Source organism: Mesorhizobium sp. CNPSo 4671, from assembly GCF_057784245.1.
The window spans coordinates 160,734-186,532 of the sequence record NZ_JBWLUW010000005.1 but is presented as its reverse complement, the minus strand read 5'-3'; the positions used below and the strand labels follow the sequence as shown (position 1 = coordinate 186,532).

Annotated in this window: 26 protein-coding genes; 12 read left to right on the top strand and 14 right to left on the bottom strand. The window is 63.5% G+C overall.

Annotated elements, in window-relative coordinates; genetic code table 11:
* The first annotated feature begins 39 nt into the window (after nucleotides 1–39).
* Together AC04SF_RS16835 and AC04SF_RS16830 are read left to right on the top strand one after the other, a co-directional pair.
* Nucleotides 40–402: a nuclear transport factor 2 family protein gene (locus AC04SF_RS16835; protein WP_095201056.1), complete on the top strand. Its 363-nt coding sequence runs from the start codon at nucleotides 40–42 to the stop codon at nucleotides 400–402.
* 46 nt (nucleotides 403–448) lie between these two features.
* The gene (locus AC04SF_RS16830) at nucleotides 449–763 is read left to right on the top strand and encodes a hypothetical protein (protein ID WP_096453170.1); all 315 of its coding nucleotides are present in this window, start codon (nucleotides 449–451) and stop codon (nucleotides 761–763) included.
* A gap of 342 nt (nucleotides 764–1,105) precedes the next feature.
* Here AC04SF_RS16830 and AC04SF_RS16825 read toward each other — a convergent pair whose 3' ends face one another.
* The 6 genes from AC04SF_RS16825 to AC04SF_RS16800 all read right to left on the bottom strand — a co-directional run bounded on the left by AC04SF_RS16825 (nucleotide 1,106) and on the right by AC04SF_RS16800 (nucleotide 7,791).
* Nucleotides 1,106–2,533 (bottom strand): gamma-aminobutyraldehyde dehydrogenase, encoded by a 1,428-nt coding sequence (locus AC04SF_RS16825; RefSeq protein WP_488478756.1) that lies wholly within the window; start codon nucleotides 2,531–2,533, stop codon nucleotides 1,106–1,108.
* A gap of 19 nt (nucleotides 2,534–2,552) precedes the next feature.
* Entirely contained in the window at nucleotides 2,553–3,368 is an 816-nt protein-coding gene (locus tag AC04SF_RS16820) for an ABC transporter permease (RefSeq protein WP_115141083.1), read from the bottom strand.
* Complete coding sequence (locus AC04SF_RS16815) at nucleotides 3,358–4,308, bottom strand: ABC transporter permease (protein ID WP_488478926.1); 951 nt, start codon at nucleotides 4,306–4,308, stop codon at nucleotides 3,358–3,360. Before AC04SF_RS16815 ends, AC04SF_RS16820 begins: the two co-directional genes overlap by 11 nt.
* A gap of 14 nt (nucleotides 4,309–4,322) precedes the next feature.
* The gene (locus tag AC04SF_RS16810) at nucleotides 4,323–5,321 is read right to left on the bottom strand and encodes an ABC transporter ATP-binding protein (protein WP_488478755.1); all 999 of its coding nucleotides are present in this window, start codon (nucleotides 5,319–5,321) and stop codon (nucleotides 4,323–4,325) included.
* 210 nt (nucleotides 5,322–5,531) lie between these two features.
* Nucleotides 5,532–6,686, bottom strand: a complete 1,155-nt coding sequence (locus AC04SF_RS16805; protein WP_096458438.1) for an ABC transporter substrate-binding protein — start codon at nucleotides 6,684–6,686, stop codon at nucleotides 5,532–5,534.
* 214 nt (nucleotides 6,687–6,900) lie between these two features.
* Complete coding sequence (locus AC04SF_RS16800) at nucleotides 6,901–7,791, bottom strand: class I SAM-dependent methyltransferase (RefSeq protein WP_488478754.1); 891 nt, start codon at nucleotides 7,789–7,791, stop codon at nucleotides 6,901–6,903.
* Nucleotides 7,792–7,822: 31 nt separating this feature from the next.
* Between AC04SF_RS16800 and AC04SF_RS16795 the strand changes: the two genes are divergently transcribed.
* Nucleotides 7,823–8,314, top strand: a complete 492-nt coding sequence (locus AC04SF_RS16795; RefSeq protein ID WP_488478753.1) for a helix-turn-helix domain-containing protein — start codon at nucleotides 7,823–7,825, stop codon at nucleotides 8,312–8,314.
* Here AC04SF_RS16795 and AC04SF_RS16790 read toward each other — a convergent pair.
* The 3 genes from AC04SF_RS16790 to AC04SF_RS16780 all read right to left on the bottom strand — a co-directional run bounded on the left by AC04SF_RS16790 (nucleotide 8,311) and on the right by AC04SF_RS16780 (nucleotide 10,405).
* Nucleotides 8,311–9,216, bottom strand: coding sequence for a LysR family transcriptional regulator (locus AC04SF_RS16790; RefSeq protein ID WP_095200970.1), 906 nt, complete (start codon nucleotides 9,214–9,216; stop codon nucleotides 8,311–8,313). The genes AC04SF_RS16795 and AC04SF_RS16790 overlap by 4 nt on opposite strands.
* A gap of 74 nt (nucleotides 9,217–9,290) precedes the next feature.
* Complete coding sequence (locus AC04SF_RS16785) at nucleotides 9,291–9,908, bottom strand: DedA family protein (protein ID WP_488478752.1); 618 nt, start codon at nucleotides 9,906–9,908, stop codon at nucleotides 9,291–9,293.
* A complete protein-coding gene (locus AC04SF_RS16780; RefSeq protein ID WP_488478751.1) occupies nucleotides 9,905–10,405 on the bottom strand; it encodes a class I SAM-dependent methyltransferase in 501 nt (166 codons plus the stop codon). The genes AC04SF_RS16785 and AC04SF_RS16780 overlap by 4 nt, the downstream gene beginning before the upstream one ends.
* On the opposite strand from AC04SF_RS16780, the gene AC04SF_RS16775 reads away from it, so the two are divergent.
* The 5 genes from AC04SF_RS16775 to AC04SF_RS16755 all read left to right on the top strand — a co-directional run bounded on the left by AC04SF_RS16775 (nucleotide 10,392) and on the right by AC04SF_RS16755 (nucleotide 14,238).
* Complete coding sequence (locus AC04SF_RS16775) at nucleotides 10,392–10,559, top strand: hypothetical protein (RefSeq protein WP_488478750.1); 168 nt, start codon at nucleotides 10,392–10,394, stop codon at nucleotides 10,557–10,559. The genes AC04SF_RS16780 and AC04SF_RS16775 overlap by 14 nt on opposite strands.
* Before the next feature lie 235 nt (nucleotides 10,560–10,794).
* The gene (locus tag AC04SF_RS16770) at nucleotides 10,795–11,469 is read left to right on the top strand and encodes a response regulator transcription factor (RefSeq protein WP_488478749.1); all 675 of its coding nucleotides are present in this window, start codon (nucleotides 10,795–10,797) and stop codon (nucleotides 11,467–11,469) included.
* 10 nt (nucleotides 11,470–11,479) lie between these two features.
* Entirely contained in the window at nucleotides 11,480–12,886 is a 1,407-nt protein-coding gene (locus AC04SF_RS16765; protein WP_488478748.1) for a sensor histidine kinase, read from the top strand.
* Nucleotides 12,887–12,899: 13 nt separating this feature from the next.
* Complete coding sequence (locus AC04SF_RS16760) at nucleotides 12,900–13,349, top strand: RrF2 family transcriptional regulator (protein WP_488478747.1); 450 nt, start codon at nucleotides 12,900–12,902, stop codon at nucleotides 13,347–13,349.
* Nucleotides 13,339–14,238, top strand: coding sequence for an NAD(P)/FAD-dependent oxidoreductase (locus AC04SF_RS16755; RefSeq protein ID WP_488478746.1), 900 nt, complete (start codon nucleotides 13,339–13,341; stop codon nucleotides 14,236–14,238). The genes AC04SF_RS16760 and AC04SF_RS16755 overlap by 11 nt, the downstream gene beginning before the upstream one ends.
* Here the strand turns inward: AC04SF_RS16755 and AC04SF_RS16750 are convergent.
* Nucleotides 14,235–15,011 (bottom strand): DeoR/GlpR family DNA-binding transcription regulator, encoded by a 777-nt coding sequence (locus AC04SF_RS16750; RefSeq protein WP_488478745.1) that lies wholly within the window; start codon nucleotides 15,009–15,011, stop codon nucleotides 14,235–14,237. The genes AC04SF_RS16755 and AC04SF_RS16750 overlap by 4 nt on opposite strands.
* 511 nt (nucleotides 15,012–15,522) lie before the next feature.
* Here AC04SF_RS16750 and AC04SF_RS16745 point away from each other — a divergent pair.
* Complete coding sequence (locus AC04SF_RS16745; RefSeq protein WP_488478744.1) at nucleotides 15,523–16,410, top strand: phosphotransferase; 888 nt, start codon at nucleotides 15,523–15,525, stop codon at nucleotides 16,408–16,410.
* On the top strand, nucleotides 16,407–18,860 hold the full coding sequence (locus AC04SF_RS16740; protein WP_488478743.1) for a GcvT family protein: 2,454 nt from the start codon (nucleotides 16,407–16,409) through the stop codon (nucleotides 18,858–18,860). The genes AC04SF_RS16745 and AC04SF_RS16740 overlap by 4 nt, the downstream gene beginning before the upstream one ends.
* Here the strand turns inward: AC04SF_RS16740 and AC04SF_RS16735 are convergent.
* Nucleotides 18,857–19,489 carry a class I SAM-dependent DNA methyltransferase gene (locus AC04SF_RS16735; protein ID WP_488478742.1) on the bottom strand — a complete coding sequence of 211 codons (633 nt, stop codon included), beginning with the start codon at nucleotides 19,487–19,489 and terminating at the stop codon, nucleotides 18,857–18,859. The genes AC04SF_RS16740 and AC04SF_RS16735 overlap by 4 nt on opposite strands.
* Before the next feature lie 102 nt (nucleotides 19,490–19,591).
* Here AC04SF_RS16735 and AC04SF_RS16730 point away from each other — a divergent pair, with 102 nt between their 5' ends.
* Nucleotides 19,592–20,509, top strand: a complete 918-nt coding sequence (locus tag AC04SF_RS16730) for a phosphotransferase (RefSeq protein ID WP_488478741.1) — start codon at nucleotides 19,592–19,594, stop codon at nucleotides 20,507–20,509.
* A gap of 56 nt (nucleotides 20,510–20,565) precedes the next feature.
* Here the strand turns inward: AC04SF_RS16730 and AC04SF_RS16725 are convergent, their stop codons facing one another.
* The 3 genes from AC04SF_RS16725 to AC04SF_RS16715 form a co-directional block, all read right to left on the bottom strand.
* Nucleotides 20,566–21,039, bottom strand: a complete 474-nt coding sequence (locus tag AC04SF_RS16725) for a DUF805 domain-containing protein (protein ID WP_096458435.1) — start codon at nucleotides 21,037–21,039, stop codon at nucleotides 20,566–20,568.
* Nucleotides 21,040–21,295: 256 nt separating this feature from the next.
* Nucleotides 21,296–22,219, bottom strand: a complete 924-nt coding sequence (locus AC04SF_RS16720; RefSeq protein ID WP_488478740.1) for a DMT family transporter — start codon at nucleotides 22,217–22,219, stop codon at nucleotides 21,296–21,298.
* 229 nt (nucleotides 22,220–22,448) lie between these two features.
* Complete coding sequence (locus AC04SF_RS16715; RefSeq protein WP_488478739.1) at nucleotides 22,449–23,729, bottom strand: amidohydrolase family protein; 1,281 nt, start codon at nucleotides 23,727–23,729, stop codon at nucleotides 22,449–22,451.
* Nucleotides 23,730–23,935: 206 nt separating this feature from the next.
* Here AC04SF_RS16715 and AC04SF_RS16710 point away from each other — a divergent pair, with 206 nt between their 5' ends.
* Nucleotides 23,936–25,690: an ABC transporter ATP-binding protein gene (locus AC04SF_RS16710; protein WP_488478925.1), complete on the top strand. Its 1,755-nt coding sequence runs from the start codon at nucleotides 23,936–23,938 to the stop codon at nucleotides 25,688–25,690.
* Nucleotides 25,691–25,799: the final 109 nt, after the last annotated feature.

The following is a 25,799-nucleotide window of genomic DNA, read 5'->3' as shown; positions in this document are numbered from 1 at the left end:
CGCACATCAACCGCCCGAAGACGGGCCATGGAGGATGAAATGCTGACCAAGACCCAAACCGTGGATGGCGCGGCCATCAAGAAGGCGATCGAGACCCGCGACGGCAAGACGCTTTCGAGCTTCTATACCGATGACGCGCTGGTGCGCGTGATCGACCGCAACAACCCACCGAGCAAGCCGCGCGAGATCCGCGGGCGCGCGGCGATCACCACCTTCTGGGACGACATCTGCAGCCGGGCGATGACCCACAAGGTCGACACCACGATCGCCGACGGCAACAGCCTGGCCTTCACCCAGGCCTGCGCCTATCCGGATGGCACCAAGGTGTTCGCCGCCGCGATGCTGGAACTGAAGAACGGGCAGATCGCACGGCAGACCGTCGTGCAGGCCTGGGACGAGTAGCAGGTAGATCAACAGCGGCCTGGCCGCAAACGCGGAGGAGAAGAAGATGTTCAGCGCCAGATGGCAGATCGACGCCAAGTTCGGGCACAAGCAGACCGTGCTCGACCTGTTGAAAAAATGGGAACGCGAGATCGGCTCGCAGGTCGGCCTGGCCGAGCTGAAGTTCCAGATCATGACCGGATCGATCGGCGCGCGGGAAGCGACGGTCGAGTCACACCACCAGGTCGAAAGCCTGGCCCAGCTGGAGGCGATGTTTGCCAAGATCGGCAAGATCGACGCCCATGCCAAATGGGGCAAGGAGATCGAGCCCTATGTCGTGTCGGGCAGCAGCTTGTGGAACATCTATCGCATCGTCGAGTAGCGGCGCGCAACGGTCTTACCTCTCCCCTTGTGGGAGAGGTCGGATTGCCCCGATTTGTTCTTCACAAATCGGTTGGCAATCCGGGTGAGGGGTGGGCTGGCGCCAAGCTGGAACACCCCTCAACCGTCTCGGCGCTACGCGCCGATCCACCTTCTCCCACAAGGGGAGAAGGGAAAATGGCTACCGCCCGGCCCTTCGCTATGGCTCCCTGCCCTTCGGGCGTTCAGCTCCTTTAAAAGGTCCACTGGACCTTTTAATTCGCCCGAAGGCGAACCGGACCTTCACCGTTCGTCGCTCGAAAAGCCCATTTAGGGGCTTTTCGTCCACTACGCGGACCGCTTCTCACCCATGCGCCACCATCACGTGCCGCACGGCGGTGTAGTCTTCCAGCGCGTAGAGCGACATGTCCTTGCCGTAGCCGGACTGCTTCAGCCCGCCATGCGGCATCTCGTTGGTCAGCATGAAATGGGTGTTGATCCAGGTGCAGCCATATTGCAGGCGCGCGGCCGTCGCCATGGCGCGCGAGACGTCCTTGGTCCAAACCGACGACGCCAGGCCATAGTCGCTGTCATTGGCCCAGGTCACCGCCTCGTCGACTTCGGTGAAACGGGTGACCGAGACGACCGGGCCAAACACCTCGCGGCGCACGATCTCGTCCTCCTGCAGCGCGCCGGCGACGACGGTCGGCTGGTAGTAGAAGCCCGTGCCTTCGCCCGGCTTGCCGCCGGTGGTGATCTCGATGTGCTTCAATTCCGAGGCGCGTTCGACGAAGCTCGACACGCGGTCGCGCTGGCGGCGCGAGATCAGCGGGCCGATCTCGTTTTCGGTATCGTCGGGACGATTGTACTTGATGGTCGAGACGGCCAAGGAGAGATCGGCGACGAGCTTGTCGTAGATCTTCTTGCCGGCATAGATACGGCAGGCGGCGGTGCAGTCCTGGCCGGCATTGTAATAGCCGAAGGCACGCAGGCCGCTGACGACGGCGCCGAGGTCGGCGTCGTCGAAGACGATGACCGGCGCCTTGCCGCCAAGCTCAAGATGCGTGCGCTTGACCGACTTGGCGGCCGCCTGAAGCACCTTCTTGCCGGTGGCGACGTCGCCGGTGATCGAGATCATGTTGACCTTGGGGTGGTTGATCAGCGTGTTTCCGACGCTGTCGCCACGGCCGAGCACGACATTGACGACGCCTTCGGGCAGGATTTCGGCCAGAATTTTTGCCAGCTTCAGCGCCGTCAGTGGCGTCTGCTCCGACGGCTTGAAGACGACGGTGTTGCCGCCACCGATTGCCGGCGCCAGCTTCCAGGCCATCATCATCAGCGGATAATTCCAGGGTGCGATCGAGGCGACGATGCCGATCGGGTCGCGCCGTACCATCGAGGTGTGCCCGGGCAGATATTCGCCCGCGACCACGCCCGGCATGGAACGCACCGCGCCGGCGAAGAAGCGGTAGCAGTCGACGATGGCCGGGATCTCGTCATTGAGCACTGCATTGATCGGCTTGCCGCAGTTGAGAGCCTCGAGCGCGGCGAATTCCTTGGCCTCGGCCTCGATACGGTCGGCGATCTTCAAGAGACAACCTGAGCGCTGCGCCGGCGTGGAGCGCGACCACAAGACGAATGCCTTTTCGGCGGCACTGACCGCTGCCTCGATCTGCGCCTGGCTGGCTTCGGGCAGGTTGAGAATGGTCGCCCCGGTCTTCGGATTGAGGATCGGCTCCTCGGTCTCGGCGCCGTTCTCGAATTTCGAGCCGATCAGCATCTGGGTGTCCATGGAAGTCTCTCCCTTTAGATTATTTGCCCGAACCGGCAATCTGGTCGCCGTCGCGGGTCAGGTAGTAGGCAAACAGGATCGGCAGCAGCGTCACCAGCACGACGACCATGGCCACGACATTGGTGACAGGGCGCTGGCGCGGACGGATCAGTTCCTCCAGCATCCAGATCGGCACGGTCTGCTGCTGGCCGGCGGTGAAGGTAGTGACGATGACCTCATCGAAAGACAGGGCAAAGGCCAGCATGCCGCCGGCAAGCAGCGCGGTGGCGATGTTGGGCAGCACGACATGGCGGAAGGTCTGGAAACCGTCGGCGCCGAGATCCATCGAGGCCTCGATCATCGAGCCGGAGGTGCGGCGGAAACGGGCTACCGCATTGTTGTAAACGACGACCACGCAGAAGGTGGCGTGGCCGAGCACGATCGTCCAGAACGAGAAAGGAATGTCGGCGAGCGAAAAGGCCGAGCGCAGCGCGATACCTGTGATGATGCCGGGCAAGGCGATCGGCAGAATGACCAGCAGCGAGATGGTCTCGCGGCCGAAGAATTTTGTCCGCGACACCGCGGCGGCGCAGAGCGTGCCGAGCACCAGCGCGATCGCCGTCGAGATGGCGGCGACGCGCACTGACAGCGACAGCGCCTCCCATACGTCGGGCCGGTTCCAGGTGACGGCGAACCACTGCGTGGTCAGCCCGGGCGGCGGCCAGACGAAGCTCTTCTCCTCGGTGGTGAAGGCGTAGACGAAGATCAGCAGGATCGGCAAATGCAGGAACAGCAGGCCGCAGGCGGCAGCGATCTTCAGGCCGAGCGGAGCGGATTGGCCACGGTCAGAGCGCATCGAAGGCCCCCATGCGCTTGGCGCCCCAGAGGTAGAAGCCCATGATGACGATGGGCACCACGGTGAAGGCGGCGGCGAGCGGGATGTTGCCGGCGGTGCCTTGCTGCGAATAGACGGCCTGGCCGATGAACAGCCGGGACGTGCCGATGATCTGCGGAATGATGTAGTCGCCGAGAGTCAGCGAGAAGGTGAAGATCGAGCCGGCGACAATGCCGGGCAGCGCCAGCGGGAACAGCACGTTGCGAAAGGTCTGTCCCGGCGAGGCGCCGAGATCGGAGGAAGCCTCGACCAGATTGCCGGGCACGCGCTCGAGCGCCGCCTGAACCGGCAGGATCATGAAGGGCAGCCAGACATAGACGAAAACGATGAAGGTGCCGGTGAACGAGACCGACAGCGAGTTGCCGCCGACGACCGGCAGCGAGAGCCAGGCATCGAGAATCCACAGCAAATGCAGCTTGGCGAAGAGCCAGGTGAGGATGCCTTCCTTGGCCAGGATCAGCTTCCAGGCGTAGATCTTGACCAGATAACTCGACCACAGCGGCAGCATGACGCCGAGATAGAACAGCGCCTTCCAACGGCCGCGCGCATAACGCGCTGCGTAATATGCGATGGGGAAGGCAACGATGGCCGAGGCCAGCGTCACCAGGGCCGCCATGGTCACCGTGCGCAGGATGATGTCGAGATTGGCGGCCTGCAACAGATCGCCATAGGTCTTCAGCGTGAACTGGCGGTTGATGAGGCCGGAGTACTCGTCGATGGAGAAAAAGCTCTGTGCCAAGAGCGCGAAGAGCGAGCCGATATAGACGATGCCGAGCCACAGCACCGGCGGCAACAGCATGAGAAGCAGGAGCAGTTGCGGCCGGCGCCAGAACAGATCCGACAGCGCACCGCGCATGCCGCCGCTGCCGGGCAGGATGGCAGGGGCCGTGGCGCGCGGCATGGTGACGTCGACGCTCATGCCGGTTCGTCCATCAGATGCAGGTGCTCGCGGTTGAAGGTGAGCATGACCGCCTCGCCTTCCGCCGGTAGGGCCGTGCCGGCCGGCACCACGGCGTGCAGTTTCAACCCATCGGCATCGAGCGCCAGCCTGGTGGTGGCGCCGAGATAGTTGGTTGAGACGAGACGGGCGGCGACGCCTTCGCCGCTGGCTGCGCGGCTGACGCGAATGGATTCGGGGCGAAGGCTGCCCCAGCGGTGCTGGCCGGAATAACGCTGGACGAAATCCGGCGGCAGCACATTGGAGGAGCCAACGAAATCGGCAACGAAGCGCGTGCGAGGCCGCTGATAGATATCTTCGGGCGTGCCGATCTGCATGATCCTGCCGTCGTTGAAGACGGCGACGCGGTCAGCCATGGACAGTGCCTCGCCCTGGTCGTGGGTGACGAAGACGAAGGTGATGCCGAGCGCCTTCTGCAACGATTTCAGCTCTTCCTGCATGTTTTCGCGCAGTTTGAGGTCGAGCGCGCCGAGCGGTTCGTCGAGCAGCAGCACCTTGGGCTGGTTGACCAGAGCGCGGGCCAGCGCGACCCGCTGGCGCTGGCCGCCAGACAACTGGCCGGGGCGGCGGGCGCCATAGCCGGGCAGCCGCACCAGCGACAGCGCTTCCTCGGCCGCCTTGTGCCGCTCGGCCTTGCCGACGCCCTTGACCATCAGCCCGTAGGCGACGTTGTCGAGCACATTGAGATGCGGGAACAGCGCATAGTCCTGGAACACGGTGTTGACGTTGCGGCGATAGGGCGGAACGCCCTCGGCGCGCTCACCGAAGATCGAGATGGAACCCGCCGTCGGCTGCTCGAAACCGGCGATGAGCCGCAGGCATGTGGTCTTGCCGGAACCGGACGGCCCGAGCATGGCGAAGAACTCACCCGGCGCAATGTCGAGATCGACCGCATCGACGGCGCGAACGCTGCCGAAATGGCGCGAGACTTTCTGGAAGGAGACGGCAGAGGTCATGGGCTGTCAGTCTGTTGCCGGTTTATCAAAATCATCCTCAGCTACAAATCTGGCTAGGATCGCGAAATTCGCGCGCCGCTTCACCTCCCCCTCGATGGGGGAGGTCGCGGCGAAGCCGCGGGTGGGGGTGATGGCGCGAATCTATCGGACAGCCCCCACCCCGACGCTGGACGTCGACCCTCCCCACAACAAGGGGGAGGGTAAGAGAAATCACCGTCCGCCGATGACGCCGATATAGTCCGACACCCAGCGGTAGTAAGGCACGCACTGGTCGTTCTGGGTGACGCATTTCGAAACCGGCGTCTTCCAGAACTTGATCTTGTCGAAATTGTCGTAGCCGTTGGTCTTGCAGCCTTCGTCGGTCAAGAGCTCATTGCCCTTGCAGGCGGCGGGCACCACGGGGAGCGATCCGAACCAGGCCGAGACATCGCCCTGCACCTTCGGCGACAGCGAATGCTCGAGCCACATATAGGCGCAGTTCGGGTGAGCCGCGTCGGCTTCCATCATGGTGGTGTCGGCCCAGCCGGTGACGCCTTCTTCCGGCACGGTCGAGGCAACCGGCTTCTTGGCGGCAACCAGCGTGTTGACCTGATACGGCCACGAACCCGAGGCGACGACGCCTTCATTCTGGAAATCGTCGACCTGGATAGCAGCGTCATGCCAGTAGCGACCGACCAGCGTGCGCTGGACGCGCAGCAGGTCGAGCGCTGCCTTGTACTGGTCCTCGTTCAGCTCGTAGGGGTCCTTGATGCCGAGTTCCGGCTTGTGGAACATCAGGTAGTTGGCGGCATCCGCAATGTGGATCGGGCCGTCATAGGCCTGGACGCGGCCTTTGTTGGACTTGCCGTCCGGCAGCTTCATCTCCTCGAAGACGACGTTCCAGCTCTTCGGCGCGTCCTTGAACACCTCGGTGTTGTACATCAGGATGTTGGGGCCCCACTGATAGGGAACGCCGTAATGCACCTTGTCGACGGTGAACCAAGGCGCGTCCTTGAGCCGGTCGTCGACCGTCTTCCAGCTCGGGATGAGATCGGTGTTGATAGGCTGCACGCGCTTGCCGGCGACGAGGCGCAGCGAGGCATCGCCCGAAGCCGTGACGAGGTCGAAGCCGCCCTCGTTCATCAGCGAGACCATCTCGTCCGACGTGTTGGCGGTCTTGACGTTGACCTTGCAGCCGCTCTCCTTCTCGAAGGCGGTGACCCAGTCATAGCCCTTGTCGGTCTCGCCGCGCTCGATATAGCCCGGCCAGGCAACGATGTTGACCTGACCTTCGCCCTTGCCGAGTTCCTTGACCTGGGCGATGGCCTGACCGGAGAAGGTCAGGGCGACCGTCAGCGCCGTGCACGACTTCAGGAATGAATTCATCATCGATCTCCCATTTTGGCGGATGACCCCGAAACCGCTCCGGTTTTCGCCAGATCACGCGCGGACTGAAAAACGTATCAGTTCGTCCTATGGACTTGATGCCGCTCTGATGGCGGCTTTGGTCCCTGAAACGGAAGGTGCTTGGAAAATTCCGGTTTCGCAAATTCATTTATCAGAAAGGCGATATCGGTTTTTCCGATAGCTCGACGCCGCTTCAAGCAAGCGCCGTCACCAGCCAGCAAGCGGCATTGAAGCGAGCCCCACCGTCTTCAACGAAAGGAGCGAACGCCGCCGGCAACACCGTGGCGATTCTCTCGGCCGTCGCCCGGTCAACCTCGCGCAGCGCGGCGCCGAGCGGCCCTAGCCGGGTGACAAACGTCATCAGATCGCGTTGGGCGATCCGGCACGGGACGTCCGCCCGTTCGACTTCGATTGAAGCCCAGCCGCTTGCTTCCAGGATTCGCTTCACCTTGGCGCCGTCGGCAAAGGCAAACTGACCCGGAGCATCGGGGTCTGGCGCCGGTGCGGGCGGCAGGAAAGGCGCAGCCGCTCGCACGGCGGTCGTCATGAAATCATTCTCGAGCGGACTGCGCCACGCAACAAAGGCGAGTTTGCCGCCGCGCCTCGCGGCCTTTCTTATGTTGGTGAACGCGGCCACGGGATCGTCGAAGAACATGACACCGAAGCGCGAGATAACAGCGTCGAAGGACCCGGATTCGAACGCAAACGCCTGGGCGTCGCCCACTTCAAAACTTGCGTTTGCCACGTCTTCCACCCTCGCGCGCTCCGTCGCCAGGGCGACAAGCGGCTGCGAGATGTCGAGCCCCACACAATTTCCGCCTTTGCCCACGCGGCGCGCCATCGCCAGAGTTGTGGCGCCGGCACCGCAGCCGACATCCAGGACATTGCCCCCTTCCCCGGGATAGCCGGCATCGACCACCAGCCGCTCGAACGGTGCCAATATCTCGTCGAGGATCGGCTGCATCTCGACCCAGGCTTTTCCGCTGGCATCGTTCCAGAGCGCGGCTTGGCGTGTGTTGGGCGGCGCGGATTGCGGCATAACGGACCTCGCTTTCGTGTTGCTCTCACCGATCGTCGCGAGCACTCTACGAGTTCAAGCCGACTTGAGGTCAAGTATGAAAGATATGGACATTGCCGAAGTGTCGCGCCGCACCGGCGTGCCCGCCTCGACACTTCGCTACTACGAGGAGAAGGGCCTCGTCGCCTCGATCGGCCGTCGCGGCCAGCGCCGTTTGTTCGACCCTGCCGTCCTCGACCGGCTCGCCTTGATCGCACTCGGACGCGCCGGTGGATTCGCACTGGACGAGATTTCCTCGATGCTGACGCCCGACGGCCTGCCGAAAATGGATCGAGGGCGCCTGGATGCCAAAGCGAAGGAACTGGACCAAATCATCCAACGGCTGACGACGATCCGAGAGGCTTTGCGTCACGCCGCCCAATGTCCGGCCGCCCGGCCGATGGAATGTCCAACGTTCCGCCGCGCCGTCAGGCTTGCCGGCGCCGGCCGCTTCGAGGTTGCTCCAATCGGGCCGTTCAAGGCGGAGGCGGTTTCCGTCACAAGGCGCAAGCGTAGACTGGCCACGTCAGTCTGGAGTAGGCCACACTAGCGACGAACCGTCCGCTGCGACTGGGCAAGGCCGATGAAATCGCGCGCCGCCTGCGGCAGGCCGGAGCCGCGCCGCCAGACCATGCCGACCTGCACCACCGGCAAGGAGCCGGAAATATCGCGCGATTCGATGCGGTCGCCTTCCAGCGACCATGGCCGGTAGACGAGGTCGGGCAGCAGCGCCACGCCGGCGCCGGTGGCGACCAGGCTGCGCACGGCTTCGACGGAACGGGTGCGGAAAGCGACATGCGGCTTGGCGCCGATCGCCGTCAGCAGTTTTCCCGTATTCTCCTCGATTTCGTCGACGGTCAGCATGATCAGTGGCTCGCCAGCGATATCGCCAATGCTGATGATGTCGGCGCTGGCGAGCGGATGGCCGAGCGGCAGCCACAGGCGGTAGGCCGAGACTTCGAGGATTTCCGATTGCAGCGCTGTGCGGTCGCGCAAATTGGAAGTGACCATGACGGCGATGTCGAGCTTGCCGCCGATCAGGAGATGTTCGAGGTAGTCGCCATTGTCCTCGATGGCCGAGACCTCGACGCCGGGATAGGCGCGGCGATAGCGGGAGAGCAGATCCGACAGCACATAGCCAGCGACCAGCGAGGTGACGCCGAGCTGCAGCCGGCCGCCCGCTACCGCCTGTTCGCCAGAAAAAGAGCGGCGGGCGTCGGACACGTCGGCGAGGATCTTCGTCGCGTGACGCAGGAACTGGTGGCCCTTGTGGGTGATGTTGAGGCCGCGCGGATGGCGCTCGAACAATTCGACGCCGAGATCGCTTTCGAGTTCCTTGATCGCTTCGGTGACGGACGATTGCGAGATGGAGAGGTTCTGTGCCGCGCCCGACACCGTGCCTTGCTCGGCGACGGCGATGAAGAACTGCAACTGGCGGATGGTGAAGGCCATGGCCGGACTAAACACCGGCGGCCGAGCGAAGGAAAGCCGATGGCGGAGCTTATCCAATGACTGGTGCTGTGCGCTCAGCCGAGCATCAGTCTGACGCGCCGCCGGCATGCGGGACCATAGCGCAGCGCCAGCATGAAGGCCGTCTCCAGCGCCACGACGATGACGATGATGCGCAAACCCACCGTGAAAGAATCCTGGCCACTGCCGTGCAAGAGATAGCCGGTTACGAGAAAGCCCGCATTCCAGATAGTGGCGCCGAGCAGCGTCGCGATCGCGAAGGGCAGAGCAGGCAGACAGAGCGCGCCGGCCGCGATCGGCAAATAATTGCGCACCGTCGGGATGAACTGCGCCAGCAGCGACACCCGCACATGATTGCGGCGATAGGCCTGGCCGAGCTTGCGGTAGGTTGCGGAGCGCAGGAAGACATATCTGCCGACACGTTCGATCAGCCTGTCGGCACGGTCAAATCCGATCCGGCGACCAACCCCATACCAGACAAGGCAACCGGCGAAGGAGGCGAACGTCGTCACCGCCAGCAGGATTGCCAGTGTGAAGGCATCCGGCGCCGCCGTCATGCCGAGGAACAGCAGCAGCACATGCGAGGGCGGAATCGGCAGGATTTTTTCGGTGAAGGCGAGGCAGAAGACGCCGAACAGGCCGAAGCCGAGAATGGCCGACAGCGGACCCGTCATGCGAAGCGCCAGTCATAGGTCCCGAGCGTCTTGATCCTCGTGACGCGATAGACCGTCGCCGGCGGGAAATTGCGAAAGGTATGGCCGACCCGCGTGACTTCGAGATCGAGCCGGTCGAGCAGCGACTGGTCGAACGGGCAGCGCCGGCCGAGCGTGAACTGGTAGAGCGCCCCACCCGGGCGCAGACTCGCGAAAACGCCTTCGAGAATGGCAAGCGTCTTGCGCGGCGAAATCAGGCGGAAGGGCAGCCCGCTGACGGCGGCACCAACCACCGGCCCAGGGAAGAGCGACAGATGGCGCAGCCCGGCGGCATCCATCTCGAAAATCCGGGCGGCGGGAAAGCGCCGCATGAGAAGTGCGGCAAAATCCGGATCGGATTCGATCAGCGTCAGATCCTCCTCCCGCACCCCGCGTGACAGCAGCGCCCGTGTGAAAGGGCCGGTTCCGGGACCGAGCTCCAGCACGGAGCCCGTCTCTGGACCGATGTCGCGCGTCATCAAGGCCGCCAGGCTGGAACTGGACGGCGTGACGGAGCCGACCCTGAACGGCGCAACGGTCCACGCCATGAGAAAAGACAGGGCATCATGTGCAGGCATAACCAACCTCAATCCCGAACAGTGGCGCGCCAACCAGTTTGGCGCGACCACTTGATTTCGTTTCGGCGTCGGACCCGAACCTGTTGCATTGTCAGGCCCGACGCCTTGACGCCGGCATGGGCGGTTCCTGCCGACCGACGCTGTTTGCCGTGGCTGGATTGCATAGACATTGCGCAATAGTGCGGGCGTAAAGAAAGACCTTGCCGGCCCCGGTCCATTCGGCTTTGCCATGTCTACGCAATGTTGGCGCGGTAACGCCCGATGCTGAGTTCGTTGCCTGGGGAGTGTGGATGCGCATCTTGCTGGTCGAAGACGAGCCTGAAATGGTCTCGGCGTTGCGTGCCGCGCTGAAGCGCCACGACATGGTGGTCGATCACGCCGGCACATTGCTTGAGGCGGAGGGCTTCGTTGCCGTCGACGGCTACGACGCCATCCTGCTCGACCGCCAGTTGCCGGATGGCGACGGGCTGTCGCTGGTGCCGAGATTGCGCTCGGCGAACAACACCACGCCGGTGCTGGTGCTGACGGCCAAGGGCGACACGTCCGATAAGGTCGATGGGCTGGACATGGGCGCGGACGACTATCTGGCCAAGCCGTTCGCCTTCGAGGAATTGCTGGCCCGCTTGCGCGCCTTGCTCAGGCGGCCGGCGCCGATGCAGTCGCAATTCATCCGCGCCGGCCATCTGGTGCTCGATGTCGGACATCGCGAAGCGGCGATCCGTGGCGAGCCGCTCAGCCTGCCGCGCCGCGAACTGCTGGTGCTGGAGGCGCTGATGCGGCGCACCGGCCGCATGGTGCAGCGCGAGGCGCTGATGGAAGCGGTGTTCGGCCTCGACGACGAGATCCAGTCCAATGCGCTCGACACCCATGTCTCACGCCTGCGCCGCAAACTGGCCGACGCCGATGCCGGGGTGACGATCAACGGCATTCGCGGCGTCGGCTATCTGCTGCGCGAAACGACGTGAGCGCCAAGGGATGAGCCTCAAACGACCACGTTCGCTCAAATGGAGCCTGGTGCTGCGCATCGCCTTGCTGCAATGCGCGATGCTGACGCTGATCATTGTCGGCATTCTCGGCGCGTTGCTGGCCACCGGCCTCATCCCACACGACTATGAGGACGGCACGATGGACGTGCTGGCGGATGCCGTGGCGCGCGATGCGGGCGGCAAGCTTGTGCTGCGCGAGACTTCGGATCTGACCAAGCTGCGATCCGACGTCCCCGACCTCTGGTTCATCATCCGCGACAAGCAGGGGCAGCGGCTGCAGGAGGGCACGGTGCCGGCCCTCTTCCTGCCTTTCGCCGGACTGCTGGACACCATCAGCGACGCGCGTATCGACAATTCCATCGGCGAGAGCGCGCCGCCGGATGCAAAGATCCGCTGGACCGACACGGCCGCCGGCAATGTCCAGATCTTCACCGGCACCAAGGGCGGGCTTTCGCTGCTGCGCCTGCTTGGACAGGCGCCGCAGTTCTTCCTGCAGGGCATATTGCCGCTGGCCGGACTGATGGCGCTAGCGACGCTGTTCGCGACGCCCTGGGTGGTGCGCGGCGCGCTGTCGGGCCTTGGCCATGCGGCCGCCGAGGCCGAGCGCATCGACATAGACCAGCGCGGCGTGCAACTGCCGCTGAAGGATGTGCCGACGGAAGTCACGCCGCTGGTGAAGGCGGTAAACGCAGCCCTTGCGCGCCTCGACAAGGGCTATGAGCGCCACAAGCGCTTCCTGACCGACGCCGCCCATGAACTGAGGACACCGGTGGCCATCCTCAACACGCGGCTGGCCTCGCTGCCGGCAACACCGGAGCGGGCACGGCTGCTGCAGGACGCGGCGCGGCTTTCGACGCTGACCGACCAGTTGCTCGACCTGCAACGCCTCGACCGACAGACTTCGCCGTTCGAGAAGGTCGATCTCGTCGCGATCGCGCGCGGCGTCATCGTCGACCTCGCGCCAATGGCGTTCTCGGCCGGATACGAGATGTCGTTCGAGCCGGAACGGGAAACGGTCTTCGCCACCGGCGACCGCGTCGCGATCGAGCGCGCGGTGACCAACATCGTCCAGAACGCCATCGAGCATGGCGGCCGCACGGGCAAGATCACCGTCAGTGTCACAGCGTCGGCCGTCATCGAGGTGCGGGACGAAGGCGACGGCGTGCCGCCAGCCGAGCGCGAACGCATCTTCGAGCCGTTCTACCGGCTGCGTCCGCAGGATCACGGCGCCGGGCTCGGGCTCAACCTCGTGCAGGAAATCATGCAACTGCATGGCGGGCGCATCGATATCCTCGACGGCAAGCCGAGCGGCGCCTGCTTCAGGATGACTTTTCACGCTGTGCCGCATAGCACCGACAAAATCGCGTTGGCGTGTTTGACATCGCCGAAATCGTAACTAACTAAGTTACATGAAACGCAACAGCCGGCTGTCCTCCACCTTGCACATTCTCGTCCACATGGCCGAGAAGCCGGACCACGCGCTGACCTCCGAGCAGCTTGCCACCTTCATCCACACCAATCCGGTGGTGGTGCGCCGCACCATCGCCGGCTTGCGCAACGCCGGCATCGTCACCTCGTCGCGCGGGCATGGCGGTGGCTGGCTGCTCAGGCGTGCGCCCGGAAACATCTCGCTGGCCGAGATCAGCGCCGCCCTGGGCGAGACGCTGCTGCCGTTCAGCACCCAGCCGGAAAGCCCGGGCTGCCTCGTCGAGCAAGCGGTGATCGCCGTACTCGACGATTTCCGCATCGCGGCGGAGAAGCTGCTGGCGGAGAAGCTCAGCCGCATCACGCTGGCCGACCTGACCGCCGATTTCCGCCGCCGTTACGATCTCATCGGAGTTTCGAGCCATGCAGTATGATCTCGCCATTGTGGGCGGCAGCTTCGCCGGCCTGTCCGCCGCCATCCAGGCAGCGCGGGCCCGGCGCAACGTGCTGGTGATCGACGCCGGCCAGCCACGCAATCGCTTTGCCGCGCATTCGCACGGTTTTCTCGGCCAGGACGGGCGCTCGCCTGGTGCCATCCTCGACGATGCAAGGCGGCAATTGTTGGCCTATCCGACAGCCAGATTTGTCCAGGCGCATGCCGACAAAGCCGTCGCCAACAGCAGCAGCGATTTCGAGATCACCACCGATGGCGGCGAGACATACGGCGCCGCGCGGCTGGTGTTGGCCACCGGTGTGCGCGACATCCTGCCGGAGGTTCCCGGGCTTGCCGGACAATGGGGCAAGACCGTGCTGCACTGCCCCTATTGCCACGGCTATGAGGTGTCCGGCGGGCCGATCGGCGTGCTCGCGACCGGCCCGATGTCCATGCATCAGGCGCAGTTGATCGCCGACTGGGGCGACGTCACTCTGTTCGGCAACGGCCAGATAGAACCCGACACCGAGCAGATGCTCTCCCTGGAGGGCAAGAATGTCAGATTCGAACCCGCAGTCGTCAGCGAGCTACGGGAAGACGGCGCCGGCGGCTTGATCGTCCACCTCGACGGCGGCCGAAAGGCTGGCGTCAGGGCGATGTTCACCGCACCGCGCAACACGATGGCAAGCCCGCTGGCCGAGCAGCTCGGCTGCGGCTTCACGGACGGCCTCCTCGGCCCGGTGATATCTGTCGATGACAGGCAGCAGACGACGGTTCCCGGCGTCTACGCCGCAGGCGATGCGGCACGCGCGATGCACAACATCGCCTTCGCCGTATCGGGCGGGACCTTCGCGGGCGTGTGTGCCCACCAATCGCTGGTGTTCAGTTAAAATCCGGCTTCGCCGCCGGCAATGCTGAGCCGCGCGCCGGCCTGTGCCAGCGCCGCGGCGATGTCATGCGGCGGCGAACGGTCGGTGGCGAGTTCGGAAAAGCCATCGAAGCCGCAGACCTGAACCAGGCCATGGCGGCCGAATTTGGTGTGGTCGGTGATGACGAGCGAACGCTGGCCGCGCGACAGCACCATGCGGGCGAATTCGGCCTCTTCCAGATCGTAGTCCATGACACCCGTCACCGCATCGACGGCGCCGGTGGAGATGATGGCGTGGCTGACCGAGAAGCGGCTGACGAACTCGATGGCCGAGGTGCCGAAGGCAGCGCCTGAATCGCTGCGCAATTCGCCGCCCGCCATATAGACCTTGTTGCCGTTGATGGTGGCCAGCGTGCGGGCGATGTCGGACGAGTTGGTAACGACCGTCAGCCGCCGGTGGCCGAGCAGTTCCCGGGCCAGGAACGAGGTCGTGGTGCCTGTGTCGAGCATAACCGATTCGCCGTCGCGGATAGTGGCGGCGACCATGCGGGCAATGATGCGCTTGGCATCGGCATTCTCGCGCATGCGCCGTTCGAACGGCGCCTCGCCGACCATCGACGGCAGGCCGATGGCGCCATGCATTTTCAGAACCGAACCATCATTGGTGAGCGGCTTGACGTCGCGGCGCACGGTTTCCAGTGAAACACCCAGCCGGTCGGCCAGGCTGGCGATGGTGACGGTTCCCTCTTCCTGCAACAGCCGCAGGATCTCGCCGTGGCGTTTGGAATGGACCATTGGGTTTCCCGAACCTTTTGACCGGTTTTAAGGCAATTCAAGCGCTTTTAAAGGGATCAACTCTTGCTTTCGGGCAAAACACCCAAAAAAAGTCACATCTTTTTATTGACAACCGGGCAACCCTGGCGTGAAATCCAAGGCATCAACAGGGGTTTCGGAACTGCAACGGGAGGGTGATGGCAGAGCCGCAACTCAGTGGCCGGACAGCCTTGAATGCGTCTGGCGCAAGGAATTTTCAGATCCGCGGGGGCGGATGCCAGGCTCAAAGTCCTGGCCAAGGGGCTCGTCGGTGCGGTGCGGGATACCGATCCTGGCGTCCCGCACCGGCGAGATTATTTGCGTTTCTCCCCGCTCTCGTCGCGCTGTCCATGGCGCCTAATGCATGTCGCCCAAAAGTGACCTCGGTTTTGGGAGAACGACATGCATAAAAACAAGGACCTAAAGCGCGTCGCATGGACCCGTTTCAACGCGACGCGCTTTAGTCGAAGCCCAGCAAACCAGGGATGAGCCCGTGATTGCCGAAGATCGCATCCGCGCCCTGCCCTGCTGGACCGGCGCCATCGAGATCGCCCCGCTGCCCGGCGGCCTGAGCAACGCCAATTATGTGGTCAGCGACGCTGCCGGACGGCATGTCGTGCGCTTCGGCCAGGACTATCCGTTCCACCATGTCTTCCGCGAGCGCGAGGTGATGACCGCGCGCGCGGCCCATGCCGCCGGTTTCGCGCCTGCCGTGCACTATTCCGAACCCGGCATCCTGGTGACGCAGTTTCTCGGCGCCAGGACCTTCCTCGCCGAAGACGTGCGTGCCAATCTCGGCCGCGTGGCGGCTCTGCTGCGATCCTTCCATCGCGAGATGCCGAACCATGTCTCCGGCGCCGGCTTCATGTTCTGGGTGTTCCACGTCATCCGCGACTACGCGCGCACGCTCGAGGAAGGCAACAGCCGCAAGCGCAACGACCTGCCGCGCCTGCTGACGCTGGCGGACGAGCTGGAGCGCGCGCAGAAATTGCTGCCGATCGTCTTTGGCCACAACGATCTCTTGCCAGCCAACATTCTCGACGACGGCAGCAGGCTGTGGCTGATCGATTTCGAATATGCCGGCTTCAACACGGCAATGTTCGACCTTGCCGGCGTCGCCTCGAATGCCGGCATGAGCGACGAGGAATCCTTCGCCTTCCTGACCGCCTATTTCATGAAGGAGCCGGACGAGGCGATCCGCCGCTCGCACGCCGCCATGCAATGCGCCTCGCTGCTGCGCGAGGCGATGTGGAGCATGGTGTCGGAACTCTATCTCGACGCGCCCGGCATCGACTACGTCGCCTACACCGAGGAAAATCTGGTGCGGCTCGACGCGGCGCTGGAAAACTACCGGACAAAATACGGGATCCTGAAATCATGACCTTGCCCAGCCACGCCGCCATCGTCGTCATCGGCGGCGGCATCATCGGCTGCTCGACGGCCTATCATCTGGCGCGCGACCACAAGGCCGACGTGGTGCTGCTCGAACAGGGCAAGCTGACCTCGGGCTCGACCTGGCACGCGGCTGGCCTTGTCGGACAATTGCGCTCCTCTGCCTCGATCACCCGCGTGCTCAAATACTCGGTCGACCTCTACAAGGGGCTGGAGGCCGAAACCGGTCTTGCCACCGGCTGGAAGATGACCGGCTGCCTGCGGCTCGCCACCAATGCCGACCGCTGGACCGAGTACAAAAGGCTGGCGACGACGGCGAAGAGCTTCGGCATGGACATGCAGCTTTTGTCGCCGGACGAGGTCAAGGCGATGTGGCCGCTGATGGAAACCGGCGATCTTGTCGGCGCCTCCTGGCTGCCGACCGACGGCCAGGCAAGCCCCTCCGACATCACCCAGTCCTTGGCCAAGGGCGCGCGCATGCATGGCGCGAAGCTTTATGAGAATGTCTGCGTCACCGGCTTCGAGATGAAGGGCGGCCGCATCGCAGCGGTGAAGACCGATCAAGGCGACATCGCCTGCGAGAAGGTGGTGAACTGCGCCGGTCAGTGGGCGCGGCAAGTGGGCGCCATGGCCGGCATCAACGTGCCGCTGCAGCCGGTGAAGCACCAATACATCATCACCGAGAAGATCGATGGCCTGGCGACCGATGCGCCGACGCTGCGCGACCCTGACCGGCGCACCTATTTCAAGGAAGAGGTCGGCGGGCTGGTGATGGGCGGCTATGAGCCGAACCCGCAGGCGTGGACGACTGGTCTCCCCGGCGGCGACGTGCCCAACGATTGGGAATTCCGGCTGTTCGACGACGACTACGACCATTTCGAGCAGCATATGAGCCAGGCGATCGCGCGCGTTCCGGCGCTGGAAACCGTCGGCGTCAAGCAGATGATCAACGGGCCGGAAAGCTTCACACCGGACGGTAATTTCATTCTCGGCACGGCGCCTGAATGCGCCAATATGTTCGTCGGCGCCGGCTTCAATGCCTTCGGCATCGCGTCTGGCGGCGGCGCCGGCTGGGTGCTGGCGCAATGGGTGGTCGACGGCGAGGCGCCGCTAGACCTGTGGGTCGTCGACATCAGGCGCTTTTCCAACCTGCACCGCGACCGGCAATGGGTAAGCGAACGCACGCTGGAAGCCTATGGCAAGCACTACACGATCGGCTTCCCGCATGAGGAGTATGCCTCAGGCCGGCCGCGCATCGTCTCGCCGCTTTACAACAGGCTGAAGCAGCAGCGTGCCGTGTTCGGCTCCAAGCTCGGCTGGGAGCGACCGAACTGGTTTGCACCCGAAGGCGTCGAACCGCGGGACGTCTATTCGATGGGCCGGCAGAACTGGTTCGCGGCGGTCGGCGACGAGCATCGGCATGTGCGCGAGAAGGTCGGCATCTTCGACCAATCGTCTTTCGCCAAATACGAGCTGAGCGGACCCGACGCGGCCAAGGCACTGGACTGGATCTGCGCCAACGATGTCAGCAAGCCGGTGGGAAGGCTGACCTACACCCAGCTTCTCAACACGCGCGGCGGCATCGAGGCCGACTTGACAGTGGCGCGGCTGGCCGAGGAAAAATTCTACATCGTCACCGGCACCGGCTTCCGCACGCATGATGCCTCATGGATCAGCGACCATATAGGCGAGGACCTCGATGCCAAGCTGACCGATGTCACCGAGGATTTCGGCACGCTGTCGCTGATGGGTCCGCGCGCCCGCGACGTGCTTTCCGATGTGACCGATGCGGATGTGTCGAATGCTCTTTTCCCGTTCGGCCATGTCCGCGAGATCACCATCGCCGGCCACACAATCCGGGCGCTGCGCGTCACCTATGTCGGCGAGCTTGGCTGGGAACTGCATGTGCCGATCGCGGCGACCGGCGAGGTCTTCGACGCGCTGATGGCGGCAGGCAAGACGCACGGCATCCGTCCGGTCGGCTACCGGGCGCTGGAATCGCTGCGGCTGGAAAAGGGCTACCGCGCCTGGGGCTCCGACATCACCCCCAACGACACGCCGCAGGAGGCCGGGCTCGGCTGGGCGGTCAAGCTGCGCAAGAACACCGATTTCGTCGGACGGCGCGCGCTGGAGACGATCGGCGGGGCGCCTCTGAAGAAACGCTTTGCCGGCTTCACGGTCGACAATCCTGAAATCGTGCTGCTCGGCCGCGAGACCATCCTGCGCAATGGCGAGCCGGTCGGCTATCTGACCAGCGGCGGCTATGGCTACACGGTGAGCAAAAACATCGGCTACGGCTATGTGCGCAACGGCGACGGCGTGAGCGACGATTTCCTTGCTTCGGGTGACTATGAATTGGTGGTCGCGATGGAGCGGACGCCGGCCCAAATCCATCTCGAGCCAATGTACGATCCGGCAGCGGAGCGGGTAAAGGCCTAGTTCACCCGCAGGGCGAGACCACGGCTGGGCACAGTGTCAGCTTCGCCCGGCATCGAGACGTAAGGGCGCGTTTCCTCAACGCTGGTGAGGAGGCCCTGCGCTTCGAGCTCGGCGATGCGGGCGGCAAAACCCTGATCCCACAGTGTGTTCTTGACCGTCAGCACGATCATCCCGCCGGGCCGGCATATGCGGATCAGCTCGTCCAGCCCTTCGACACCGACATGGCCTGAGGTGAAGACCCCGGCCGAGACGATCCCGGCATAGGCATTGTCGGCAAAGGGCAGCGTGTTGCCGAGCGCGAGACAATGCAGCGCGGAATAGACACCCTTGCGAGCGGCCTGGTCCAGCATGCCCTGCGAGATGTCCAGCGCCTCGACTTGCGGATAGCCTGCAATATCGAGCCATTCGCCGATGAGCCCGGTGCCCGCGCCGGCATCGAGCAGCGGGGCCGCGCCGCGCGGCAAATGGCGGGCGATCAGAGCGAGGCAGATCGTCGGATGACGATAACCGGCGGCCGACATGTCGGCGTCATAGGTCTGCGACCAGCGGTCATACAGCGCCGCCACTTCTTCGGGCCGCGTCGCTGCATAGGCTGCGCTGAGCGCGCCCAAATGTTTGCCGTCCGTCATCGCTGGTCTGTCGCCTGATCGAGTTGCCTTCGACCAATGATAGCCAAACCGCGAAAATTGTGGAACCGTTGCGGTGAGAAATAACGGCGTGGGGGCGTGGGCATGGTGACAGAAGAGGCGCGGGCAAAACTGGCCGCCATTCCGGTGCTGGCCGGCTATACCGGGCCGTTGGAGCGGCTTGGTGGCCTCACCAACCTTGTCTTCAGGGCCGGCGATCTCTGCCTGCGCATTCCAGGCAAAGGCACCGAGGAATACATCAACCGCGCCAACGAAGCAGTGGCCGCGCGCGAGGCGGCTAAAGCCGGCGTCAGCCCGCAAGTGCTGCATGCCGATGCCGGCACCGGCGTGATGGTGACACGCTTCATCGCCGGAGCCGAGACGATGTCACCAGAGAAATTCAAAGAGCGCCCAGGCAGTCCGGCTCGCGCCGGCGAGGCCTTCCGCAAGCTGCATGCGTCTGGCGCGGTGTTTCCCTTTCGCTTCGAACTGTTTTCGATGATCGACGACTATCTCAAGGTGCTGTCGACCAAGGACGTCGCGCTGCCCGCCGGCTATCACGACGTGGTGCGCGAGGCCGGCAGCGTGCGCTCGGCGCTGGCCGCCCATCCGCTGCCGCTCGTCGCCTGCCATTGCGACCCGCTGTGCGAGAACTTTCTCGATACGGGCGAGCGGATGTGGATCGTCGACTGGGAATATTCGGGGATGAACGACCCGCTCTGGGATCTCGGCGACCTCAGCGTGGAAGGCAAGTTCGATGCGGACCAGGACGAGGAGCTGATGCGAGCTTATTTCGGCGGTGAGGCGAGGCCGGCCGAGCGCGGCCGGGTCGTCATCTACAAGGCAATGTGCGATCTGTTGTGGACGCTATGGGGATTGATCCAGCTCGCCAACAACAACCCGGTCGACGATTTCCGCGCCTATGCCGATGGCCGCTTCGCCCGCTGCAAGGCACTGATGGAAGCCCCGGAATTTTCCCGGCACCTGGCGGCTGTGCGTTTGGGGGAGAGCAATTCCAAGTGACAGCGGTTTTGGCGTTCCCGCGATTCCATCAAGCGCCCAAATGCCTGTTGCCGCGTCTACCTGAAAACCCGCTCTATTTCACTCAACGTCACTGTGTCGTCAGACTTTTTGCAATACCAGATGATCAGCGCGATGGTGCCGATGGGGAATAATCCCACCAGGAGCTGATGCCAACCGCTTCGGTTGATGTCATGCAGCCGGCGGGTGGTCATGGCCAGTGTCGGCAGGAGGGCGGCCAGATTCCATATCGATGAGATAATTTCATTCTTCACAACGGCATCGACTATGACGAGAATGACGCCGACGATGAAAAGGAAGAGGTAGGAATACCAGAACTCCGAGCGACTGGCCCTGCCTGAAAAATTCACATAATTTCGAAAGAAACTTGAAACAGCTTCACTAAAACTCATCGGAGGCGGCATTTCTCCGAAGCGATTGCCGCCAGCTGGTGCCGCTCTTAGAACAAACACCAATGGTAAGCCGATCAGGACTAGAACGATCAGCCAATGCCATATAGAGAAACTGCCCATTATCCCCCCTCTATCGCAGTCTTTGCGGAGATATTGTTCTTGCCTCTCCCGGCGAAGAATCAATCCCGTATTGCGCCCGAAAAGCAACGTACACCGCAAAATATCGATGTAAATACCGAACTGCTTGACCGGAAACCTAGGCAATTCCGGGTGATAGCCTTCAGCGGCTAAGCGCATCGTTTCGTGCGACGCGCTGTATGCTTTGTTTGGATGCAGTCGCGGACGGAAAGCGATTTCACACTTTCCTGGAACTGCCCTAATTGACGCCCTTCGGGACATTTTCGGGTGGCACCGCGGTGTCGACCACCTTCTGGCGGTGGAAGATGAACAGACCGGCGAGAACAATGATGCCGGAACCGATCAGGATGCGCGGGCCGGGAACATCGCCAAAGAACACCAGCCCGAACACCACCGCCCACAGCAGCAGCGTGTAATGCAGCGGCGCCAGCGTCGAGGCCGGCGCCAGCTTGAGTGCCCGCGTGATCATCAGATGGGCGCTGCAGGAGACGATGCCAAGCAGCAGCATGGCACTGAAATCGAGCGCCGAGGGCGTCTGCCAGGCGCCGATGGTCAGCACCCCGCCGACCAGCAGCGTGCCGATCGTCTGCCATGTCACCAGATTGGTGTCGCTGGTGCCGCGCAGCCGCCGGTTGAGGATGATGGCGAAGGCAAAGGCAAGGCTGCCGACGAGCGCGAAGCTCGACGACAGCGAGAATGCCGCCGAGGAAGGCTTCAGCATGATCACCACGCCGCAGAAGCCGAGCAGGATCGCCACCCAGCGGCGCCAGCCGACCTTTTCGCCAAGCAGGAAATGCGACAGCGCCGCGACATAGATCGGCCCGGCCATGTAGAAGCTCATCACATCGGCAAGCGGCAGATAGACGACGGCTGCATAGAACAAAGCGGTGTCCAGCGTCGTCGCCAGCACGCGCAGGATCTGCAGCCCGGGCCGCTCCATCCGGAACAGTCTGCCGGCGCCCTGATTAGCGATCATCGGGCCAAGCACGATAAAGGCGCCGATGGAGCGGATCAGCACCACCTGGCCGACGGAGAAGCTGGCGACCAGCCACTTGCCCATCGCGTCGTTCAACGCAAACAGGAAGTCACCGGCCAGCATCAGCAGAATGCCGGCCAGAAGCACGTTCCTGATCGTGGAATTCTGCGCCACGGGTTGCGTCATGCCGATCCCGATTCCTCCCTCGCGTAGAGCAGTTCACCGTTTCACGGAAACGGCGAACCGCTCTAACTCTTTATTTTGACGCAATTCCCAAGGGCAAGGCGTGCTTTGCCCGGGAAAACCGTTTCACACTTTTCCTGGAATTGCTCTAAGCCGCGTCCTAGACGGAAGCAGCGGCTTTGACGAGAAGAATCCGGGAAATCGCGGGACCAGAACCGGGAATCGGCTGGGCCTACATGGCTTTGTGCCTGCGGTTCAACTGCGCCGGCCTGCCAGGGATGGAAAGCCTGGTATCCTGCCTCGTCCGTTCCGCCACCACCTTGCCCCTGGCAATGACGCAGACGCGCTCGGCGCGCAGGCGCAGGGCTTCGATCGGATTGCCGGCGTCGAGGACGACAAGGCTGGCGCGCTTGCCGACAGCCAGGCCAAGATGATCCAACCCCATGATGGCGGCGTTGACGTTGGTGACCATGTCGAAGCAGCGCGCCATGTCGGCGGGGCTCGACATCTGCGCGACGTGCAGGCCCATGAAGGCGACGTCGAGCATGTCGGCGGTGCCCAGCGAATACCAGGGATCGAGCACGCAATCCTGGCCCCAGCCGACACGAATGCCCAGCGCCTGCATCTCCTTGACCCGGGTCAGGCCACGCCGCTTCGGGAAAGTGTCGTGACGGCCCTGCAGCATGATGTTGATCAAAGGATTGGGGATGGCCGAAACGCCGGCCTCGGCAATCAGCGGCAGAAGCTTCGAGACGTAGTAATTGTCCATCGAGTGCATCGAGGTGAGGTGCGAGCCGGCAACCCTGCCCTGCAGGCCGAGGCGCTGCGTTTCATAGGCCAGTTGCTCGATGTGGCGCGACAGCGGGTCGTCGGTCTCGTCGCAATGCAGGTCGACCATCAGGCCGCGTTTGGCCGCGATCTCGCAAAGCTCGGTCACCGAGCGCGTGCCGTCCGCCATGCTGCGCTCGAAATGCGGGATGCCGCCGACGATGTCGACGCCCATGTCCAGCGCCCGAATGGTGTTTTGACGCGCCTTTGGCGAGCGGTAGAAACCGTCCTGCGGGAAAGCCACCAATTGCAGGTCGATATAGGGCGCGATCGTTTTCTTGACGTCGAGCAGGGCCTCGACCGCCAGCAGCCTGTCATCGCAGACATCGACATGGGTGCGGATGGCGAGCAGGCCCATCGACACTGCCCAGTCGCAATAGGCGAGCGCCCGGTCGCGTACCGCTTCATGCGTCAAAAGCGGTTTCAGCTCACCCCATAGCGCGATGCCTTCGAGCAGCGTGCCCGAGGCGTTGATGCGCGGAATGCCATAGGACAGCGTGGCATCCATATGGAAATGCGGATCGATGAAGGGTGGCGAGACCAGATTGCCGCTTGCATCGACCTCGGCCCGGGCGGAACCCTGCAGATTGGGCTCGATCGCCGCGATCGTCTCGCCGCTGATGCCGATATCGGCAATCCGGCCATCCGGCAGCGTGCCGCCACGAACGATAAGGTCGAAATCCATCTGTCGTCATCCCATTTCCAGAATCACCCAGCCATGGTGGCGCAAAAGACAGCTTGCCGCAGCCGTTTCTTTAGGCGACCGCGAAAGGTTCCCTCTGGCGGTAACTCGCTCTATAAGCCGCCTTTCGCCCACGCAGCGATCGGCTTCGGACCCAAGGCCATAGTCGCAAACCATGGAAGTCCCGTGTGAACTTGAACTTGCCGTTCCTGAAACGCGACGAACGCTCGGCGGAGAACCAGCGCCTTATCGTGAGGCTGGTCAAAGAGTCCTTCCGGCAGCATATGTTCGGATATGGCGCCGCCATTGTGTCGATGCTGGTGGTGGCCGGCATGACGGCCGCCAGCGCCTGGATCCTGCGCGAGATCACCAATGAATTCGTGATCGACAAGCGGGTCGACCGCGTCAACATGATTGCCGCGGCGGTCGCCGGGATCTTCATCCTCAAGGGCCTCGCCAATTTCGTCCAGGCCTATTTCATGAGCCGGGTCGGCAATGCCATCATTGCCGACCGGCAGCGCAAGATCTACGACCGCATCCTGGCGCAAGGCATCGAATTCTACCATTCGACCTCGTCATCCGACCTGATCACCCGCATGACCAACAATGCCCAGGCGGCACGCAACGTGCTCGACCTGATCGTCACCTCCTATGTGCGCGATCTGGTGACCCTGCTTGCCTTGATTGGTGTCATGGTGTGGCAGCAGCCGGTGCTGTCGCTGATCTGTTTCGTCGCCGGGCCCGTGGCCATCTATGGCGTCAACCGCATCCTGAAGCGCGTGCGTAAATTCGCCGCCATGGAGTTCCGCTCGGTTGGCCAGATCATTCAGGTGATGCAGGAAACCGCTATCGGCGTGCGTGTGGTCAAATCCTTCAACCTCGAAGGCTTGATGCGCAAGCGCATGTACAAGGCGGTGGCAGACGTCGAGGATCGGGCCAACAACATTGCCGCGCTGGAAGCGGTGACCAGCCCGGTGATGGAGACGCTGGCCGGGCTGGCGATCGCCGGCGCGGTCATGGTCAGCGGTCTCCTGGTTCTGCAGGGCGGGCAGATGCCGGGCAACATCATGGCGTTCATCGCAGCACTGCTGCTCGCCTATGAGCCGGCAAAGCGCCTGGCGCGCGTGCGCATCTCGCTGGAAAGCGGCATCGTCGGCGTGCGCATGATGTTCCAGCTCGCCGACGCGCCGCTGACACTGGCCGAGAAGCCCGATGCAAAACCGCTCCGGGCCGGACCGGGCGAGATCCGGTTCGATGCCGTCAGCTTCGCCTACCAGAATGGCCCGCCGGTGCTCGACCGGTTCGACCTCACCCTTGCGCCCGGCAAGATGACGGCGCTGGTCGGCCCTTCCGGAGGCGGCAAGTCGACGATCCTGAACCTGATCATGCGCATGTATGACCCCAAGAGCGGCAAGGTGCTGCTTGACGGCCAGGACATTTCCCATGCGACGCTCGCCTCACTGCGGGAAAAGATCGCCTATGTCAGCCAGGACACATTCCTGTTCGCCGGCACCATCATGCACAACATCCGGCTTGGGCGGCAGGACGCGACCGACAACGAGGTGATCGCTGCGGCCAAGGCCGCCAACGCGCATGACTTCATCATGGCGCAGGCGAAGGGCTACGAGACCGATGTCGGCGAGAATGGCGGGCTCTTGTCGGGCGGCCAGCGCCAGCGCATCTCGATCGCGCGCGCCATGCTGCGCAACGCCGAAATCCTGCTGCTGGACGAGGCGACCAGCGCGCTCGACGCCGAATCGGAAGCGCTGTTCCGCGACGCGCTGCAGCAGCTGACCGAAGGCCGCACGACGATCGTCATCGCCCACCGCCTGTCGACCGTGCACCAGGCCGACACGATCGTGGTGCTGGAGGGCGGCAAGGTGGTGGAGAGCGGACCGCACAAGGCGCTGCTCAAGCAGGGCGGGCTTTACCAGAAGCTTTATGAGTATCAGTTGATGCCGTGAGCCTTACCCTCCCCCTTGTGGGGAGGGTCGCTGCTCAGCAGCGGGGCGGGGGTGCGGCGCCGCCCCCACCCGGACCTTCGGTCCGACCTCCCCACAAGGGGGAGGTAGG